Origin of the sequence: Nonomuraea sediminis (assembly GCF_018531495.1) — a bacterium.
GTDB lineage: Bacteria > Actinomycetota > Actinomycetes > Streptosporangiales > Streptosporangiaceae > Nonomuraea > Nonomuraea sediminis.
Genome location: NZ_JAHDTI010000013.1, coordinates 1 through 18,646, shown reverse-complemented (window position 1 = coordinate 18,646; position 18,646 = coordinate 1). Strand labels below are relative to the sequence as shown.

General features: G+C 66.2%; 17 protein-coding genes and 3 pseudogenes. 10 read left to right on the top strand and 10 right to left on the bottom strand.

Going from position 1 to position 18,646, the window contains the following annotated elements; all coding sequences use genetic code 11:
* Window positions 1–165: 165 nt before the first annotated feature.
* Window positions 166–441 (top strand): hypothetical protein, encoded by a 276-nt coding sequence (locus KIK09_RS42120; RefSeq protein WP_214325125.1) that lies wholly within the window; start codon window positions 166–168, stop codon window positions 439–441.
* A gap of 413 nt (window positions 442–854) precedes the next feature.
* Here the strand turns inward: KIK09_RS42120 and KIK09_RS42115 are convergent, their stop codons facing one another.
* Complete coding sequence (locus KIK09_RS42115; RefSeq protein WP_214325124.1) at window positions 855–1,058, bottom strand: hypothetical protein; 204 nt, start codon at window positions 1,056–1,058, stop codon at window positions 855–857.
* A gap of 29 nt (window positions 1,059–1,087) precedes the next feature.
* Window positions 1,088–1,846, bottom strand: a complete 759-nt coding sequence (locus KIK09_RS42110) for a L,D-transpeptidase (protein ID WP_308164654.1) — start codon at window positions 1,844–1,846, stop codon at window positions 1,088–1,090.
* A gap of 90 nt (window positions 1,847–1,936) precedes the next feature.
* Here KIK09_RS42110 and KIK09_RS42105 point away from each other — a divergent pair, with 90 nt between their 5' ends.
* The 3 genes and pseudogenes from KIK09_RS42105 to KIK09_RS60785 all read left to right on the top strand — a co-directional run bounded on the left by KIK09_RS42105 (window position 1,937) and on the right by KIK09_RS60785 (window position 4,916).
* Entirely contained in the window at window positions 1,937–2,623 is a 687-nt protein-coding gene (locus tag KIK09_RS42105; protein ID WP_214325122.1) for a response regulator transcription factor, read from the top strand.
* Entirely contained in the window at window positions 2,620–4,431 is a 1,812-nt protein-coding gene (locus tag KIK09_RS42100; protein ID WP_214325121.1) for a sensor histidine kinase, read from the top strand. The genes KIK09_RS42105 and KIK09_RS42100 overlap by 4 nt, the downstream gene beginning before the upstream one ends.
* 99 nt (window positions 4,432–4,530) lie before the next feature.
* A pseudogene (locus KIK09_RS60785) lies at window positions 4,531–4,916 on the top strand (recombinase family protein).
* Here KIK09_RS60785 and KIK09_RS42085 read toward each other — a convergent pair.
* Together KIK09_RS42085 and KIK09_RS42080 are read right to left on the bottom strand one after the other, a co-directional pair.
* Window positions 4,859–5,317, bottom strand: coding sequence for a DUF4262 domain-containing protein (locus KIK09_RS42085; protein WP_275956476.1), 459 nt, complete (start codon window positions 5,315–5,317; stop codon window positions 4,859–4,861). The pseudogene KIK09_RS60785 and the gene KIK09_RS42085 sit on opposite strands and share 58 nt — an antisense overlap.
* A 173-nt stretch (window positions 5,318–5,490) precedes the next feature.
* The gene (locus tag KIK09_RS42080) at window positions 5,491–6,072 is read right to left on the bottom strand and encodes a hypothetical protein (RefSeq protein ID WP_214325117.1); all 582 of its coding nucleotides are present in this window, start codon (window positions 6,070–6,072) and stop codon (window positions 5,491–5,493) included.
* 217 nt (window positions 6,073–6,289) lie between these two features.
* On the opposite strand from KIK09_RS42080, the gene KIK09_RS42075 reads away from it, so the two are divergent.
* From KIK09_RS42075 to KIK09_RS58475, 3 genes and pseudogenes are all read left to right on the top strand, one after another.
* Complete coding sequence (locus tag KIK09_RS42075) at window positions 6,290–6,598, top strand: type II toxin-antitoxin system prevent-host-death family antitoxin (protein ID WP_214325116.1); 309 nt, start codon at window positions 6,290–6,292, stop codon at window positions 6,596–6,598.
* A 2-nt stretch (window positions 6,599–6,600) separates the two neighbouring features.
* Window positions 6,601–7,119 carry a type II toxin-antitoxin system RelE family toxin gene (locus tag KIK09_RS42070; RefSeq protein WP_214325115.1) on the top strand — a complete coding sequence of 173 codons (519 nt, stop codon included), beginning with the start codon at window positions 6,601–6,603 and terminating at the stop codon, window positions 7,117–7,119.
* Window positions 7,120–7,140: 21 nt separating this feature from the next.
* Window positions 7,141–7,248 (top strand): annotated as a pseudogene (locus tag KIK09_RS58475) (peptide-methionine (S)-S-oxide reductase MsrA); the annotation flags it as partial.
* A 357-nt stretch (window positions 7,249–7,605) separates the two neighbouring features.
* Here the strand turns inward: KIK09_RS58475 and KIK09_RS42065 are convergent.
* The 4 genes from KIK09_RS42065 to KIK09_RS42050 form a co-directional block, all read right to left on the bottom strand.
* Window positions 7,606–8,283 (bottom strand): nucleoside/nucleotide kinase family protein, encoded by a 678-nt coding sequence (locus KIK09_RS42065; RefSeq protein WP_214325114.1) that lies wholly within the window; start codon window positions 8,281–8,283, stop codon window positions 7,606–7,608.
* 527 nt (window positions 8,284–8,810) lie between these two features.
* A complete protein-coding gene (locus tag KIK09_RS42060) occupies window positions 8,811–8,984 on the bottom strand; it encodes a hypothetical protein (RefSeq protein ID WP_214325113.1) in 174 nt (57 codons plus the stop codon).
* A gap of 148 nt (window positions 8,985–9,132) precedes the next feature.
* Complete coding sequence (locus KIK09_RS42055) at window positions 9,133–10,713, bottom strand: WD40 repeat domain-containing protein (RefSeq protein ID WP_214325112.1); 1,581 nt, start codon at window positions 10,711–10,713, stop codon at window positions 9,133–9,135.
* 672 nt (window positions 10,714–11,385) lie between these two features.
* Complete coding sequence (locus KIK09_RS42050; protein ID WP_214325111.1) at window positions 11,386–11,628, bottom strand: hypothetical protein; 243 nt, start codon at window positions 11,626–11,628, stop codon at window positions 11,386–11,388.
* Between the two features lie 349 nt (window positions 11,629–11,977).
* Between KIK09_RS42050 and KIK09_RS42045 the strand changes: the two genes are divergently transcribed.
* Entirely contained in the window at window positions 11,978–13,498 is a 1,521-nt protein-coding gene (locus tag KIK09_RS42045) for a recombinase family protein (protein WP_214325110.1), read from the top strand.
* A 667-nt stretch (window positions 13,499–14,165) separates the two neighbouring features.
* Window positions 14,166–15,590 carry a replication initiator gene (locus KIK09_RS42040; protein WP_214325109.1) on the top strand — a complete coding sequence of 475 codons (1,425 nt, stop codon included), beginning with the start codon at window positions 14,166–14,168 and terminating at the stop codon, window positions 15,588–15,590.
* Between the two features lie 314 nt (window positions 15,591–15,904).
* Here KIK09_RS42040 and KIK09_RS42035 read toward each other — a convergent pair whose 3' ends face one another.
* Window positions 15,905–17,128 (bottom strand): helix-turn-helix transcriptional regulator, encoded by a 1,224-nt coding sequence (locus tag KIK09_RS42035; RefSeq protein ID WP_214325108.1) that lies wholly within the window; start codon window positions 17,126–17,128, stop codon window positions 15,905–15,907.
* Window positions 17,129–17,362: 234 nt separating this feature from the next.
* Between KIK09_RS42035 and KIK09_RS42030 the strand changes: the two genes are divergently transcribed.
* Window positions 17,363–17,656: a hypothetical protein gene (locus KIK09_RS42030; protein WP_214325107.1), complete on the top strand. Its 294-nt coding sequence runs from the start codon at window positions 17,363–17,365 to the stop codon at window positions 17,654–17,656.
* A gap of 891 nt (window positions 17,657–18,547) precedes the next feature.
* Here KIK09_RS42030 and KIK09_RS58470 read toward each other — a convergent pair.
* A pseudogene (locus KIK09_RS58470) lies at window positions 18,548–18,646 on the bottom strand (peptide-methionine (S)-S-oxide reductase MsrA); the annotation flags it as partial.

Below are 18,646 nucleotides of genomic sequence, written 5' to 3'. Positions count from 1 at the left end.
ATGTCGGACATGAGGTTTTGCTCCCCAAAGGGCGACTGCGGGAGCCGCCTCTGGTTAGCCTCATTACGTTCAACCGCGCCCTATTCGCGTGTCCAGGTGGCCGGGATTAGGCGCGTTCCATCCGCCCGGGCACCGCCTGGGCCTTCGATCAGGGAGTGATCTCTGATGCTCAAGCGCCTCGTCATCGGCGCCGCGCTCGCGGCTTCGACATTCACGCTCACCGGAGCGGTCACGACCTCGGCAGCAAGCGCATCCACGACTCCAAGCTGCTCGGTCCCGGCCAGGCAGGCCGTACACTCGGCCAAAAAGTGCAAGTGGATGTGGGACTCGCACCACCGCTGGTGCAAGTGGTGCTGGTCCCACGGCCACTGGGAGAAGCAGTGGTGCAAGAACTCGTGGTGGAACCAGCACCACCACATGAACCAGCACCAGCACATGTAGCACCACCCGCGCCCCACGAGGATCCACCCCGCGGGGCGCGCCCCTCGCTACCCCAGCGCGACCCTCCCCAACAGCAGACAAAACCGGTCAACGACCCCGCGATACAGAACGCGAGATACGCCACCGGCTGCCCGTAGATCGCGCCAGAGGACCGAGACCTCGTCGAACACGGCCTTGTTACCGGAGAGGAAACCCCGGTCCCTCCCCACCGCAAACAGGCGTACGGGATCCTGCTCCTGCCCGCGATGGCCTGGTCGCTGATGCGACCGCGGGCAGGAGAGGAAGTACGGCGGCGCCTGGCACAGCCGGCCGGCGTGCGCTACGACGCCGTCGCGGCGCTCGTCTCGGGCCTGGCGCCGACCGGGATCACCAGGGCGAGCCCGTCGACCGCGTCGAAGTGGGGCGCGCCACGATCAGCCGGTGTAGGCCGGCTTGATGACGACGGGCTCCTTCGGACCCGCAGTCGACTTGACCTTGGGCCGCTGGTCGGCCGGCGCCACGGAGGGCGAGGGAGACGGCTGCTTGGGCTCGGCCGAGGCCGTGCCCGAGAGGCCTGCGAGGCCCACGGTCAGGGCCAGCGCCGCGCCGATGCCGATGAGCGTGGCTTTGATCTTCATAGGGTTCCCCTGTTCATTCAAGTCGGGCCTCAGCCCTTGACGACGACCGGAGTTCCGATCGCCAGGTTCTTCGCCATCCAGGTGATGTCGTCGTTGCTGATCCGGACGCAGCCGTGGCTGGCCCGCGTACCGATGGCGGAGGGCTTGTTCGTCCCGTGGATCGCCAGCTGGCCCGGGCCGCCGGCGAAGCTCTTCAGCACCGGCGAGAAGCCGCTCAGCCCGAAGGCGTAGGCGCCGTAGGCCCCGCCCGGGTCGGCGGGCTTCACCAGCTCGGTGAAGAAGTAGCGACCTGGAGGTGTCGGTGTGCCCGCTTCGCCCGTCGCGACCTTGCCCGTCCTGACGGCCCTGTCGCCGTCATAGACCGTGAACCTGAACGCCCCGCGTTCGATCTCCACCCGGTAGGCGGTCTCCGCGAGCGTCACGTCGGTGGCCTTGATCCAGCCCTTGCTGCCGTTCGGCCGGATCGGCAGCAGCACCTGGAGCCACTCACCCTCGTCACGTTCCACCAGGAAGGCACGCGCCGCGCCGTAATCGTTGGGGCTCGTGATCGTCCTCTGCGCCCCTCCCTCCTTGTCTCGGTAGACCGTGATCCGAGATCCCTTGACAGTCGCGATCTTCGAACTGATGCTGCGGGCCGGCTCGGACCGTACGGCACCGCTCGCCGGCTCGGGCCGTACGGCACCGCTCACCGGCTCGGGCCGTACGGCACTGCGCGCGCTGCCCGCACAGCCGGTCAGCAGGAGGGCGAGTGTCGCCACAGCAGCCGTACGAAGCAGGTTGGTTCTCACCCGCCGCAGCCTGGCGACAGAATGTGTGAAACCTGTTTGCTCGTCATGCAGATCCCATATGCACCCCTGACATGCGCATAGCCTCAGGCCATGTGCGCGTACGTGCTGGTCGCCGAGGACGATCCCAAGCAGGCCGAACTGCTCAGGCGATACCTGGAGCGGGAGGGCCATGAGGTCCTCGTCGTGCACGACGGGCGTTCCGCGATCGACGAGGCACGGCGGACGGATCCCGACCTCGTGGTGCTCGACGTGATGATGCCGAAGGTCGACGGGCTGGACGTCTGCCGGGTGCTGCGCGCCGAGTCCGACCTGCCGATCCTGATGCTGACAGCCAGGTCGACCGAGGACGATCTGCTGTTGGGGCTCGACCTCGGTGCCGACGACTATGTCGCCAAGCCGTACAGCCCGCGGGAGCTGATGGCCCGTGTACGGACTCTGCTGCGCCGTACCGGGAAGTCCCAGGACGCCGATCGCCAGGTGTTCCAGGCGGGCGATCTCCTCGTGGACCCGGTCAGGCACACCGTCACCGCGGCGGACACGCCGGTGGTCTGCACGCTCGCGGAGTTCCGGATCATCGAGACGCTGGCCGCCGAGCCGGAGCGGGTGTTCACCAGGAAGCAGCTGCTGGAACGCATCCACGGCTTCGACAGGTTCATCACCGAACGCACGGTCGACGTGCATGTGATGAACCTGCGCAAGAAGATCGAGCCTGATCCGCGCCGCCCGGTCCGGCTGCTGACCGTGTACGGCGTGGGCTACAAACTGACCCGCGCATGAGGTCGTTGTTCGTCAGGTTGCTCACGAGTTCGGCGGTCGTGGCGGTCTGCTCGATCACGGCGACCGCGTGGCTGGCTGCCAGCAGCACCTCCGGCGCCATCCAGCGCGAGCAGGGCCAGACGCTGGCCAGCGACGCCCGGATCAACAACACCCTGCTCGGCTACGCCGCCCGCCACTCGAACTGGTCGGACGTCGCCGCCACCCTGCGCGATCTCGCCGCCCAGAACAGCCGCCGCATCGCCCTGACCACCGAGAACGGCACCCTCATCGCGGACTCGGCGACCTCCGGGACCCCGCTGCCCACCAAGGTGTCGGCTGTCGTCGACCCGCTGGCCGTGGACGTGACCCTGGTGCCGGGGGCGGCCAGGGACCGCATCGATCCACGCGCGGTAGGTCCTTTCCTGCTGTCCGCCCGTGACCGTGCCCGGCTCATAAAGGCCGCCAACACCTACGCCGCCTGCGGGCGCCGTACCGGGCAGGCCGTACAGGTGACCATCTCGAACGCCGGCAGGCCCCTCGTGACGACGACCAGCAAGGGGGGCAGTCAGGAGCCGAGCCCGGTGCCGAGCCAGGCCCCTACGGTGATGGCTGTCTGCGACGCCACCGCCTACAGCACGCCGACGCGCACCGAGAAGGCCGCGTTGAAACAACTCAACCTCCTGGTCAGGAGGTGTCTCAAGGGTAAGAGCGCGGAACGGGGCTCAGTCGGCCTCGACTTCACCTGGGTCTCCAACGAGAAGCGGCCGATGCTGCCGGCCGCCGAACCTGACCAGACGATCTCCTCCTGCATCGTCAGCGCGCGCAAGGAGCAACTCGATCCCTACGTCGCTCCCGCGGCGTACCTGTACATCGGTTCCCCCGCCGAGGCCACCGGCCAGCGCATCCCGCTGCCTTCGATCGCCGGCGCCGCTCTCCTCGTGCTCGTGCTGACCGTGGGCGTGAGCATCATGGCGGCCAGGCGCCTGGTCAGGCCCGTCAACGCGCTCACCCACGCCGCGCAGCGGATGCGCGACGGGGACAGCTCCGCCCGCGTCACGGTCAGGACCACCGGCGAGATCAGCGAGCTCGCAACGGCGTTCAACGAGATGTCGGAACACCTCCAGCGCATGGAGGAGCAGCGCAGGGCCATGGTCAGCGACGTCTCGCACGAGCTGCGCACACCGCTGAGCAACCTCAGGGGCTGGCTCGAGGCCGCCCAGGACGGCGTCGCCGAGTTGGACCCCACGCTGATCGCCTCGCTGGTCGAGGAGATCCTGCTGCTGCAGCACATCGTCGACGACCTTCAGGAGCTCGCCCTCGCCGACGCGGGCAAGCTCCGCCTGCATCTCGAACCCGTCCACCTCGGCGACCTTCTCGACCAGGTGACCACCGCCCACCGCGGCCGGGCCGAAGCGGCAGGGCTCACCCTGACCACCGAGGTCACCGGTGACCCTCCGCTGACCGCGGATCCGGTACGGCTCCGCCAGGCCATCGGCAACCTGGTGACCAACTCCCTGCGCTACACGCCACGCAGCGGGCACATCACGCTGAGCGCCCGCCAGGATGGCGACCACATCCTCATCGAGGTGACCGACACAGGGATCGGGATCCGCGCCGAGCACCTCCCCCACGTCTTCGACCGGTTCTGGAGGGTGGAGAAGTCCCGTAACCGCCAGACCGGCGGCAGCGGCCTCGGGCTCGCCATCGTCCGCAACCTGGCCGAGGCCCACGGCGGCACAGCCACGGTCACCAGCGTGCCGACCGTCCGCACAACATTCACCCTGCGCCTTCCGTCCGAGCAGACCTCACCCATACCGGGAAACGGCTGACCGAGACCTCGTCGAACACGGCCTTGTTCACTCGCCCGCAGACGCGATCCCCACCGGACAGGAAACCCCGGTACCTACGAGCGTGTATCTATGTGACCCATGCGGAGAGCTGCGATCTACTGCCGGATCAGCCAGGATCGCACGGGCGCTGGACTTGGTGTCGCCCGCCAGGAAGCCGATTGCCGAGCCCTTGTCGAACGTCGGGGATGGCAGGTCATCGACGTTTACTCCGACAACGACGCAGCGCCTACTCGGCAAGCCCGCGCCCCATGTGGCAACGACTTCTCGGCGACATCGAGGCCGGGACTGTCGACGCGATCGTGTGCTGGCACGTGGACAGGCTGACACGATCCCCACGCGAGTTGGAAGACGTCATCGACCTGGCCGACCGGCGAGGACAGTCGTCCTTCGGCGTCGCGTCGGACGTTCACTCGCCCCGCTGGTCACTCGGCCACAGCCACAGCGGAGGCTGTAGCTCCCGATAGTGCTCGCTGAATTCGGGCTGCCAGGGGAAGCGGCCGTCGCGGTCAGGCCACACGACTTCCAAGATCGGAAATGGTGGCCGCCGATAGAACGCGATCGCCTGCCCGAAGTACTCGCGGTACCACCTCATGTCGACCCACTTGAACACAACGGGATGTCGCTCGATGACATCGCGCCGCTCCTGCTCCGCTACGACAAGCTCACCCGCCGCGATCCCATCGCCGAGGTGGTTCAACAACTCATGCATGAGATGAACGTCCAAGCCGAACATGGCCAGCTCAGGCGACCGGTAGCTGTGCCACAGGCCGACCGTGTAGGCGAAGCCCGGCCCGGCATCGTCCTCCGGGATCATCTTCACGCTCCAGCCCCGACTCTGGACGTGCTCAACGGTGTGCCGATCCATGGCATCCCACTCGTCACGGTCTCCGTAGTCGTGGCAGAGAATGCACCGACAACCCGGACTTTCAGTAGACATGGCACGTAGCGTACGGACTTCGCGATCAACGACGCCGGTGGCCTCTGGCCTCAGCCAGATCTCAGCCCATGATGTGTGAACTCACTTGATGCTTGACACTCCTAGCCGATCTTTCGCTTCTTAGTATGCGCCTGGGACTTGATCCGGATGATCTCCTGGGTGGTGGTCCGGGGCACGATGCGGATGGGTTCGCCGTTGTCGTGGATGGTGATGTAGGTGTCGTCCACGGTCACCTCCAGGATCTTGCGGGCGTGGATGCGGCCGACCTGGATCTTCTGGCCCACGACTTGGAAGCCGCCGCGGCTGGAGACCACCCGTTGGACGGTCACCGGCTCGGTGGGCACGTGGGGCGGCGGTCCGGCCCGTCGGACGCCACGCAGACTCACGCATTCGGACAGTGGGAGCGGGCAGGCGACGGCGCGCAGGAGCTGCCGTTGGTCGCTCATGACGTGGGCGGTGATGCCGTCCAGGCGCAGGGTGACGCGCTGGCCGGCCAGGTGGGCGCCGATGCACGACGCGCGGCTGGACACGCTGACCGTGCCGATCGAGCTGACCAGCCGGTCGATCTCGACCGCTGCCAGGTTGTCGCTGGTGTCGGCGGGGACGGGATCGACGCGGGCCGGGCGGGCCTGGCCCGAGGCGACCAAGGCGGCCAGGTCCTTGACCGTCAGCCGGGAGGCCACGCTCTTGAGCCTGCCGCCGCCGGCGGACGACCGCCTAACAGGGGTTGGTAAGAGTCTGCAGCACATCTGACACCGGACTACTACGGAGATCACCACACCGTACGGCGGAGCGCCCATGTTTGCCACTCAAACCGGGCAGCATGAGCGTGCGCGAGCTGAAAGACGGCTCACCGCTCCGAGGATCGCGGTTCTGTGCAGAAAGATATACAGTTGATGTATGACTGTTCTGCACGACGCGACTGAGCTAAGCGTCACAGAGGCGGCCCGGCGGGGGGTTGCCCGCCTGGTGGCTGATGCGGAGCAAGGGGCCGATCTGGTGGTCACCCGTCGACATCAGCCGGTGGCGGCCGTGGTAAGCATTCGCCGGCTCAATGAGTTGGAGGAAGCGGCGGCTGATCTGCGTGATCTGGCGCTTGTGCTTGCCCGGTCGGTCACGGACACGGGTGAGCGTGTCTCGCTCGATGAGGTGCTGGCCGCTTTCGGGCATACTCGCGAATCGCTGGCAGCCATCCCGGACGACGAGTAAACGTGTCCGACGTCGTCTTCACGGCGCCAGCGGTCGATGACCTCCGACGCATTGGCCCAGACGCGGTGCCCAAGGTACTCAAGAAGATTCTTCTCCTGCTGGACAACCCTGAGGCTGGTTACCCGCTCGGCGGGGAACTGACCGGATTCCGGAAGCTGGTAGTCGGTCGCAACACTTGGCGTGTCGTCTACCGCATCACCGAGGACAAGTCGGTGGAGATCTGCGAGGTGTGGGCTGTCGGTGAGCGGGCCGACGCAGAAGTGTACGCGGAGGCGACGGAGAGGGTTCGCGAGGCGGGTGCTAGCCGTCCCGAGATCGTCCAGCTCGGCCAGGTGATCGAGCGCCTTGGCACGCTGGCCGATCACATTCGGGTGGAGAAAGCACCCCCTAGAGAACCGGTTCCGGATTGGCTCGCGGATCGGTTGATCTACACAGCCGGGATGGCCCGCGAGGACGTTGCTGCTCTTGATCTCCAAGAGGCCGTCGACTTGTGGGCTGAGTACCGATCGAAGGTCCGTTAGGTTGCACGGCTATTGCCTGCAGCGAAGCGCTACCACCAGCAGTATCTGTTCAAGGTCCCGAACGGCTACTGCGGGTTAGGCGGTACGGGCGTAGCCTGCCCGATCGGTCTGACGTCCAGCGAGGCGTAGACCTGCGTAGATAGCCTGAATCTGGCCCTTGGTCACTCGGCAAGCCCGGTGTCGATCTTGGGCCAGAGCCGTTTTCGGCGACAAGATTCTCTACAGGTCATCGCTCGCCGCACCGCCGCCCGCTCCGGGCGGCCAGCGCGCCGGGCTGCGGCCCGGGGGCGGGTCCCGGCGCTCGCGTCGCCCCCGCTCCACGGCGGCGCGACCGGTCGCGAGTGCGGTGCGACCGTTGGGCGGGATGGCGCTCGCGTCCGACCCGATTGTGCGGTCATGTGTGGTTTCCGCGTGCGGAGTGCTAGATAGTGATCTTCATGGCTCGTGAGCGGCTTGGCGGTCTCAGTGGCGCCGGGTATCCGAGTCCTATCCGTGTTCGGCCGCGCTGCCCATCCACGGCCTGAGGCCGCGCTGCGCGACCCGCAGCACCTCATCCGGGGGTAGCTCATCGGCTCGTTCGATCACAACGAGACCCCAGTCCTTACGGCCGACGGTGCCAAGCGTCACCGCACGCTCGTGCAGCAGGTACGTCACCGCCGACGCGACGTCAGCCACTGGAGGGCTTACCTCGTACCGAGCAAGCTTTCCGATGTACTGGTCCAGCCACTCCGCGCCTTCTCTCCTCGCTGCTCTGGGCAATGCGACCTCGGCATTCCCATCGAGGAAGACCATGACCGGGCAGACCGGTGCCAGCACCTGTGTGAGGTCAGTCATGAACGCGTCGATCGTCTCTTCGCCGTGCCCCATGGCCAGCAGAGACGGCACGAACGGCACCAGTGCGTCCGCGATCACCACGTCATCGCCGCTCACCAGAATCGAATCAACGAACTGGGCAGTTGCCGCGATCAACGTCTCCGGCTTGACCATGCCCGTCGCTTCGAAATCCTCCGCCACCGCAGCGAACTGCGGCCGGGTCAAGATCTCCTCCTCACGGAAGTGGTCCACCCGCAGCCCCATATCGGCCAGCCACAGCGACAGTCCGGCACACAACGTCGACTTGCCCACTCCGGGCGATGCTCCCCACACCGAGATCAGAACCGTCATGGCTGCGAGCCTAGGGACGGTACCCACTTCCCTCGTGGGTGGAGCCACCGCTGTACCGGACGGTCGCGACGGGCACCGTCGCCAGGGCAGCCTGAAGACAGCCGTTGGCGGTGGTGCGCAACAGCGAGAAGATCAGAAACGGAGTGCGGCGAGAGTGTGGATGGCGCGCTCTGGGTGGACACCTACCGCCGGGCCGGGGCCCTCCGGCGGATCATCGGTGGTCGAGAAGTTGTGTTGTGCCCGGACTCGTGTATGCGCCTGAGGTGGATTCGCCGAGATGCTCGCTGTGTCGTGCCGTGAGGGAAGCGATGACTTCTTGCGTAGATCGGTTGTACCACTAGAACGACGTGTTTATGCAGGCCAAGGTTCCCGTGAGCAGTGTGTGTGGGGACGTCCGTTGGCGTCCGTCTGCGTTCGGTGGCGTCCGTTGACGTCCGGCTGCCTACGGCTGCACAAGGCAAAAGTAAGGGAGCTGTGACCTCTCGGTAAGGTCGCAGCTCCCAAGGACGTTTTGGACGTCCTGCGGCTCACTCTTCTCGCCAGATCGGCTCAAGCAGGTCGGGATTGAACTTGCGACGCCCCTTGCCGCTGGGGTAGATGATCACCGCATGGAGGGCTTCACGGATGTACGTCCTCTTCACCGTCAGCGGGAGCCCTCCTTCTTCCTCAGGTAGATACCAGCGCCGCCGCATCTCGTCCATATCGGTGTTCGGGCGGCTTCGCTGCCGCTGAACCGAGGCCGCAAAGCCCTGAGCCTCGGTGCGAAGCCGGGCGATCTGCTTCTCCAGCTCCGGAGCGGTCGTCCAAGGCAGCGCTTTCCATGGAGTTAGAGCTCCTTACCTTAAAGGATCACGGCCGTCCTTGGACTGTGACGTTGTATGTGGCGCGTGCATACATGAAGACGTTCGTGCCGTCCCACCGGACCTCATACATGTACTCACCGCCCACAGCGGGGGTGTCGACGAAGCTGAAGGATCCGTCGCTGTTCGTGTTCACCGTCCCCACCAGCTGCAGGTTTCCGCCAGAGACGGTCCGGTACACCACTAGCAGGGCGCCCGATGGAGGAGTTTGATCGCCTGCGTCCAGGTTGCCGCGGAACGAAAGTTGTTTGCCGACCACTCCCTTCGTGGGGCCGGACAAGGTGATCGAGGATGGGTGCCTGGCCACGGTGACGGTCCCGGAGGCCCGGCTCCATCGGAAGTCCGCGTTGCCGTCCCAGAGCACCTCGTACGTGACCGCCCCAGAGGTCGGCGGGGTATCGGTGAAGGTGAACGCGCCGTCCGAGGACGTTGTTACATCCGGAAGCGTCGTACTCGTACCGTCGGGAAGTTTCCGGGTCACCACAAGTGGTTGCGGTCCGGGAGCCGAGCCGTCCGGAAGCGTGAGCGTTCCGGTCGCGGTGACGGGAACGAGGGCGGTGCCTGTGGACGGAGCCGTCAGTTTCAGCGTGGATCCCGGAAGTGTGGCGCCTTCCGCTCTCCATAGGCGCAGCCGCCGTTGGGACGTGGTCTCCTCCAGCACGGTGAAGACGTCGGTGCCCGAAAAGGCGAGAGTACCGGTGACCGGGCTGGCGGAGGAGGCGAAGACCCGGTAGGTCTGCGTCGCCGTACCCAAGTCGTACATGGTGATGTCGTAGCCGGCCGTCCCTGTGGCTGCCAGGTGAGCGCCGTCCGGGCTGATCGCGACGGAGCCGGCATCGCCTTCGAAGGAAAGGGTCTTGGTCAGGCTAGTGGTGTCCCATCCTTCAAGATTGTTCAGGATGACCATCGAGCCGTCCGAGGTGATCGCCAGGTCGTCTATGTCCAAGGAATGCTCGAAGCCGTCGACGATGCCTCGCTGGACGGCAGTCGTGCCGCTCACGTCGTACACCATGAGGTCGCACGCGCTGAGGCCGGTCTCGCCGACGACGAGGGTGCCCCCGGCGGCGTCGATGAGCGGGGCGTTGTAGATGTTGCCCACGACCGGCGCTGGCTCCGGTGTGGCAGCCGACAGGTCGAGTCCGAAAACGCCACCGTTGTTCGTGTTGCCGCAGCCGTAGCCGACCCACAGCCGATCACCGGACAACGCCAGGTTCGACGGACACGGGTGAGGAGCAACGTCTATCCGCCGGATGACGGAGAGAGAGTCCGTGTCGAGCTCAATCACCTGTTGTACGCCGCTCAGCGCCACGAACATGTGGGTGCCGTCCGGTGTCATCGCGAGGCCGGACGCGCCCGGGAGGTCGGTGATCGTGCTGGTGATGGTGCCGCGGGAGTTGGTGACGATGATCTGGTCATCACCGGAGACGAAGACCTTGCCACCGCCCGCGGCCACATCGCGGGCCTTTGTCATCCCGTCGAGGTATGTCATGGAGTCGGCGGCCGACACCGCGGGGGCGACGGCGACGGTCAGGCCGGCAGCGATGGCCAGGGCACTGGTGAGAGCGATCAACCGCCTGATCAACGAGGTGCCGGTACGAGCCAGCTCTGAGGGTAATGGGCGCACATGAACTCCACTCCGAGGGGGACGAAATTGCGGCTACAGGACCGAGGCAGTCGTTGACTTCTCGTACGTCACGTCGAGGTACGGGAAGGCGCTCGTGTCATCCTGAGCACAGCTGGCCTGCGACTGACACGACCGATCCACGCCTCCTTCGCCGTTTCCAGCTCTGCTCAAGATCTCCAAGCTGAGCCACCTGCAATGACGCCATGGTCTGACCTGTCAGTCAATGAGCACACGGTGACCTTCCTTTGGATTCGAACGCATGCTCTAAAGGCATCGGGTACGCGCTCTCCGCTGCGGAGATCTGCTTTGGCGCCGGTCGCGGAGTCTTGCCCAGCGATGGTTACATTCCGTGAAAACAGCAGGTCGCCGCTGGTGTTGCGTGACCCTATTGTTACTTGATCACCGTAGAGCCGAGATACAGTCCCGGGTGCGGGAAATCAGACGCGTGGGCAAGTCTGCGGCACCGTCCGCGAGTGCCTGACCAGGGTCCTAATCAGCCGAGGCCATCTATGACGATGGGGAGTGGGCATCAGGTCCGGCGGGTGGGGGTCGGGCGTGTGGTCCCGTTGGCGGCTTCCGGCGGTGCGGGTGCATGAGGAGACGCCGGCGCCGGGTCGCTCAGCACGGTTCGTAGTCGGTCGGGGCAGAGGGGATGATGATCGCTGGCCAGACTGCGTCCGCAACGATTTGCCGAGAGGGGCGGATCGTTTGAAGTTGATGGGTGGCCTCGCGGATGATCTCGGTTTCCTGCTCGATCACCGTAATGTGCTCTTCGACGTAGCCGTACAGGCGTAGGCCTCTGCTGGAGACATTGCCTGATTCGGCGTTCAGCGGCGTTTGCGTTTCTGGCGTTTCGGGCATCGCGGCGGGCGGTGGCGCCAAACATGTGGGTGATGAGGCGACTGGTCGATGTCGCCGGTGACGGTGGCCAGTTCGATGCCGTGACGGTCGGCAGGATTGGTGACGTCCTGCAGTTCGCGTGGGGTTCATGCCGACCGGAGCTTGCGGCAGTCGGCCTCACGGCGGGCGATTCTAGGACCCGAGCCTGAGCGGTGCCGGCTGATGCGGCAGGAGATGGCTGCGCGTCTCGTGATGGGTCACACAGATACACGCTCGTAGCACCGAGGCCGCAGTAGCCGTTCGGGACCTTGAACAAGTACTGCTGGTGGTAGAACTTCGTCAGGCGCAATAATTCTGGCGGAGGTCCCCCATGGCTAAGCCCGGCTCAGCTATCCCCGTCGTCTCCTACGCTCGCATTTCCGCAGACGTCAGGCGCGACGAACACGGAGTTCAGGACCAGCACAAGCTCAACAGTGAGACCGCAGCGCGTCTTGGGTGGACGGTCGTCCACGAGTACACGGACAACGACAAGTCGGCCGCCAAGGCCGACGTGGTTCGCGACGACTTCGAGGCGATGCTCAAGGTGCTCCGCGCGGGTGAGCTGCCCGACGGTACGGCGGTGCAAGGCATCGTCATCGTGGCCGAAGACCGTCTTGCCCGGCGGCCCGGCGACTACGAACGCTTCGTGGAGGCGATCACCTACCAGGACGGGCGCGTGTTCGCCGATGCTCGCGGCGCCAAGGATCTTTACAACGAGGATGCCGAGAGCATGGGCCTCTTCGGCGCGGTGATCTCCAAGATGGAGGTCCGCAAGATGCAACGCCGTATGCGCCGCTCTCATCGGATGCGGGCAGAACAGGGCGTGCCTGTGGGCGGGACTCGCCCCTTCGGGTGGAAGCCCGACCGCCTGACGCTCGACCCGCAAGAGGCTCCCCTAATACGGCAAGCCGTCCTCGACGTGATCGCCGGGCGTTCTATCCACTCGATCACGAACCAATGGCGCCGTGAGGGTGCGAAGACCTCGTTGGGCAACGAGTGGACATCCAGATCTGTCAAGCTCACGATCTCGAATCCGCGTATCTGCGGCTGGCGCGAGATCAACGGCGAACTGGTGCGTGGCAGCGACGGCAATCCTGTCGTCGGCCAATGGGAACCCATCGTCACCCCCGAGCAGTGGATGGCTGTGAGGAATCTGTTCGACGCTCGTAAAGGTCACTACGTCTACCGCGACGGGCGCATTGGCCAGGTGCTGGCGCAAGACTTCCGCGAGCCCAACTACCTGTTGACGGGCTTCCTCCGGTGCGGACGCGCCAAGGAGGACGGCTCGCTCTGCAATGCCTCTCTCCGCGTCACCCACAGCAAGGACTGCGTCCAGCACATCTACATCTGCCCCGGCAAGACAGTGGGTGGCTGTGGTGGTCTGGGACGGCGCGGTGACATGGTGGACCTGTACATCTCGGAAGCGATTCTTGCCAAGCTGGAAGAGGTGCAGCTCGCCGCCTCTCCCGAGTCCGGTGAGTGGTCAGGGCAGCGGGAGTACGAGGATTCGAAGACTCGTCTAGAAGAACTTCGTAGGCAGTGGACCGCTGGGAACATCAGCAACGAGCTGTTCTTTTCGAGCGCCCCTGACCTAGAGAAACGAATCTCGCGGCTTCGTGCAGAGGCACAGAGCTTCACCGCAGCGGCCCAGCGACAGCGCAATCGATCCGACACCGACGTAGCAGAGATTCGGCGGCGTTGGTTCCTGCCTGAGGAGGACGGTGGTCTCCCGCTTTCGATCAAGCGGACATATATCCGCGAGGCGCTACACGCGGTGATCATCTATCCGAGCGGGAAGGGACGCAGGAAGTTCAACCCGGACCTGCTTGAGCCGATCTGGCGGGAGGGCTAAGGCCAGGACGTCCTGGACGTCTCGGGGAGTTATGACCTTACTCAGAGGTCGTAACTCCCTTACTTTTGCCCCCATGCAGCCGTAGGCAACCGGACGTCAGCGGACGCCACCGAACGCAGACGGACGCCAACGGACGTCCCCACACACACTGCTCACGGGAACCCTGGCCTGCATAAACACGTCGTTCTAGTGGTACAACCGATCTACGCAAGAAGTCATCGCTTCCCTCACGGCACGACACAGCGAGCATCTCGGCGAATCCACCTCAGGCGCATACACGAGTCCGGGCACAACATCACCTACTGACCACCGATGATCCGCCGGAGGGCCCCGGCCCGGCGGTAGGTGTCCACACAGAGCGCGCCATCCACACTCTCGCCGCACTCCGTTTCTGATCTTCTCGCTGCTGCGCACCACCGCCAACGGCTGTCTTCAGGCTGCCCTGGCGACGGTGCCCGTCGCGACCGTCCGGCTCAGCGGTGGCTCCACCCACGAGGGAAGGAGGCCACCTGAACCCTGACACCCCTTTGTCTGCCCGGGAGTGGGGCAGACGACAAGCCGCCCGCTCTCCTCGCTGGTCCGAGGAGAAATGGCGACGCATCGCCACCGTCCTCGGGGTGAGCGTCGCCACCGAGTCCCTGCCCGACGCGCCTGGGAGGGATGCCGCATGAACGAGGCTCCCTCCCTCTCGCCAGACATGTTGGCCGCCTTCCAGCGGGCGACCATGCCGGACTTCGCCCGCTGGCAACGCATGGTGTACGCGACAGGCGGCTGTGCCCAGCCGATCCGGCTGCACGGCGAACGGATCACGCTCGACCGGGGAACGGGCGAGATCCTGGACATATACCGGACCGCCGACGAGCCGACCGGGTTCCTGCTCACCGCGTGCGGCAACCGCCGCGCCTCCAGGTGCCCGGCCTGCTCGGCGGTCTACAAGGACGACACCTACCACCTGATCATCTCCGGCTTGCGCGGCGGCAAGGGCGTCCCGGAAGAGGTGAGCGAGCATCCGCGCGTGTTCGCCACCTTCACCGCCCCGTCCTTCGGCGCGGTCCATGCCCACCGACAGGCAGGCGGGCAGACGCTGCCGTGCCGTCCACGCCGTGACCGTCCCATCTGCGAGCACGGACGGCCTGAGGGGTGCGGCCTGCGCCATGACCGCGATGACCCTCAGGTCGGGCAACCGCTCTGCGTGGACTGCTACGACTACATCGGGGCCGTGCTGTGGAACGCCCACGCGGGCGCGCTGTGGCGGGAGTTCACCAAGACCATGCCGTCCGTCCTGGCTCGCCTGGTCGGCACCACCCGGACCGAACTACGCCGCAGGCTCCGGCTGTCGTACGCCAAGGTGGCCGAGTACCAAGCGCGCGGCCTGGTCCACTTCCACGCGGTGATCAGGCTCGACGGACCAGACGGGCCGACTGACCGACCGCCGGACGGGATCACGGTCGAACTGCTCGACCGGGCGATACGCCAGACCGCCGAACAGATCACGATCCGCGTGGGGGGCGGACCACACGACGAACAGGCGGACGGACCGCCGCTGACCGTCCGCTGGGGTGATCAGCTCGACGTGCGACCGGTGTACGTCTCGGCCGAACTGGACGGCGTCAGCGATCAGCGAGTGGCCGCGTACGTGGCCAAGTACGCAACCAAGGGGGCCGAGTCGGCCGGAACGGTTGACCGCCCGATCCGCCAAGCCTGGGAGATCGCCGGACTGCACGTGACCGAGCACGCCCGGCGCATGATCTACACCTGTTTCAGCCTGGCACAGTTACCCCAGTACAAGGGCCTGCCCCTGCGTCAGTGGGCCCACATGCTCGGCTACCGAGGCCACTTCTCCACCAAGTCCCGCCACTACTCCATCACCCTCGGCGACCTACGGCAGGCACGAGCCGACTACCGCGCCGAGCAAGCCCGGCTCCTCCACGGCCTCCGGGCCCCCGATCCGGACACCACCCTCACGATCGCGGAGTGGCAGTACGCCGGGAGCGGGCACCGCAACGGCGAGGCGTTCTGGGCCCAGCTCGCCCACCAAAGGATCACTACCGCCCGGCGGATCGCCCGGCAGCGAGAGGAGAACGCCGCCTAGAAGCGGGTGCTAGCGCTAGCACCTCCACCTGCTAGCGCTAGCACCCCCGCTAGCACCCCAAGACGGCCCTTACCAGGCCGTTAGCAGCTAGCACCCTGCACGCGGAAACCTCACAAGACAGCCGAAACGGGGGGGATGCCTCCCCTCCCGTTGGACGCTAGCGCCCTCCCGTTCCGACGGTCGCGCCGCACCAGAGACCCGCCGGAATGATCTCTAGGTCTAGCGGGCCCGCCTCTAGACCTAGAGGCATGCCTAGACCCCAATCATGTGGCTGACCAGGAAGCTAGAGCTTAGAGAGCCCCTCGTCGTGAGTGCTACGACGCGCTCAGTTCTCGGTATGCCTCGCGGAGCTCGACCGCCTCGGGGAGACGGCGTTCTTCGACGGCCCTGATCACTTCTCCGGCTCGCCAGTAGCTCGACGGGACAAGGATGCCGCTCGTGATGGCCGTGAGTGTGATCTGTCCCGCTTCGTCGGGCTGATCGGCGGCGAGCAGCGACAGGGCGAGATCCAGGCGAGCCGAGACGGCCCGGCGGGGGCGCGGCGGTCCGTCCTTGGCTGACTCCAGGCGGGCCAGCACGTGACGTGCGTATCGTTCGGCGGCGGGGTCGCCGAGCCATGACAACGTGGTCGCGATGTACGCCTCGCTCTTGGCGGGGTCGTACCGGTAGTGGTGCTCAGGGCGGTCGGGCATCGGCAGGGGCGAGACCAGGCGGGCAACGCGGTTCAGTGCGTCGCGGGTCTCGGGTCCCGCGCTGAGCCTTGCCCACGCCCGGCCTTCCTGTGCCGTGGCCTGGATGTAGGCCGAACTCCCCCGCGGGGCGATGGCCTGGGCTCCCTGGGAGAGCGTGACGGCTCGGCGGTAGTCGCCGGTGGTGAGGACCTGCCATGCCTGTGTTTCCAGGCACCAAGCCGCGATCTCGGGATGCTCGGAGTGCTTGGCCAGCTCCGCAGCGGTCTTCAGGCGCGCCGCACCGGCCCGGAGCTGGTGTAGGTCAATGTGACAGGTGGCGGCGAGCAACGAAAGCCATCCACCGACCACCAGTAGGCGACGATGCTCTGCGAGCGTCTTCCGGGCGTCCATCAAGCGGGACACGTAGGCGAGATGCTGACGGACACGGTTGAGCAGCTCGGCGGGCGGAGTGCCGGGATATGCGGTCGCGAGATCGTCAACCGCCAGTTCCAGCCGTTCCAAGGTCTCGTTGCCGACCTCGCTTGCGGCGCTCCTGCGGGCGAGTTCCATCGCCTCCATCTCGTCGTCGCCGAAGGCCAACGCGTTGGCGGGGATGTCGAACAGTTCGTCCTCGCTGATCCCGAGCGCACGGCTGTACAGCAGCCGGTATGGGTCGTCGGGCTGGTGCTTGCCTGCCTCGTAGGACTTGATCCGCCGCACGATCGACTCCCGTGAAGGCAAGTGCGCGCGAGTGGCGCTGTCGGCTGCTTCGGCAAGCTGCTTGGCCATGTCGGTCTGCGACCAGCCACGCTCACGCCGTTCGGCACGAAGTCGGACGGCCCATGTGGGGACGCGCTTTGCCTCCATGCGAACACCTCTCGCCGGGCTACAGGGGACATCGCCACTGTCCCCCAGTGTCCCTCAAGCGCACCTGTCCGCGCGTGGCGGTGACCGATGTGATGGATGACAACGCCGTGAACAGCGGGAACCCGCCAAAGAGCTGCATCGCCGGGCGGATCCCTTGAGCAGGAATCGAGGTCCTGTCCCGTGCGAGCCGTCCAGGCGCATTCTGAGCATCCCGTCGCCTCCGGGTGTCCCGCTGTGCGGGGAGCACACGCCTTAAGGGCGACCCTCCGTGATCTCGGCATCTCGGCCGACGTCCACGCGGGTCACGGGGTGGCTCTGGTCTCGGTGTGGGTCGACCTGCTCATCTGGTGCGACGGGTTCACCTATCGGTGGTGGAACGGTCAGGTCTCCTCAGCGACCGGACGGCGCATCTACATCGTGTACAGCGCCGACAACCCGCCAACTGCTGCCCGTGCGGTCGCCTACCGACTGTCCGTGGTCCGACAGACACACCCGCTGTCCCCGCTGATCGTGGAGATGACCTCGTGAGTTTCACCCTGGCGGAAGTTCAGGCCCTCTACAGCCCACGCTGGGAGATCTACGCGGGGTATGGGTGCTGGGTCGCCGTGAAGTCGTGCGGCCAGCGCTGTCCCAATCCCGAACACGGGTCTCGTCACATCCTGTTCCGCCCGACGCTGGCGGAGTTGGCGGATGCGCTGGCCGTCGTCCATGCGAACGAGGTGCCGTCTCGGGGCCCGTAAGCAGGGCGTGGTGGCGTGGAAGGGATCCCTACCCCATGTCATCTCGTCCGTAGCGGGTACGGCAGCGTGGTCGATCGTCCGGCCCGCCGGGTGGCTGGAATGACCCGCCGATCCTGCGCTGCCGTACCCCTCTGCTCGTGGGCCGGTGCATCCCACGGCCCACTCCTCCCCCCGCCCCCGATAGCTGCCCGATTGTGTGTCCCGACCGAGGTGTCAACTCCGTCTTCCGACGCCCCTGCCCTGCGGCGTTCCACGCGGCCCACACCCCAAGCCGCACAGACGGAGTTGACGCCGACCGAGGGACACGAACAATGCGGTATCGGGGGCGGGGGTACGGACATCAACCCGTGGGTGATCGATCCGAGAGTGGAGCGGCCGGCGCCCATGCGAAGCACCCCGAAGGGGCCGCGTAGCGGTGGGGGCCGGTGGCGGAACGGCTCTGTTTCAGGAAGAGGGATGTCTCGTCTGTCGCGCCGCCGGGGAGCGGGGGCGGCGCGCGCCGGGACCGGCCCCCAGGCCGCAGCCCGGCGCGCTGGCCGCCCGGAGCGGGCGGCGGCGCGGCGAGCGAAGCGAGCCCTTGACCCTGTAGAGAAACTTGTCGCCGAAAACGGCTCTGGCCCTAGATCGACACCGGGCTTGCCGAGCGACCAAGGGCCAGATTCAGGCTGTCTACGCAGGTCTACGCCTCGCCGGACGTCAGACCCACCGGACAGGCCACGCCCGTTCCGCCGATGCCGCAGTAGCCGTTTTTGTTGCGGTAAAGGTACTGCTGGTGGTA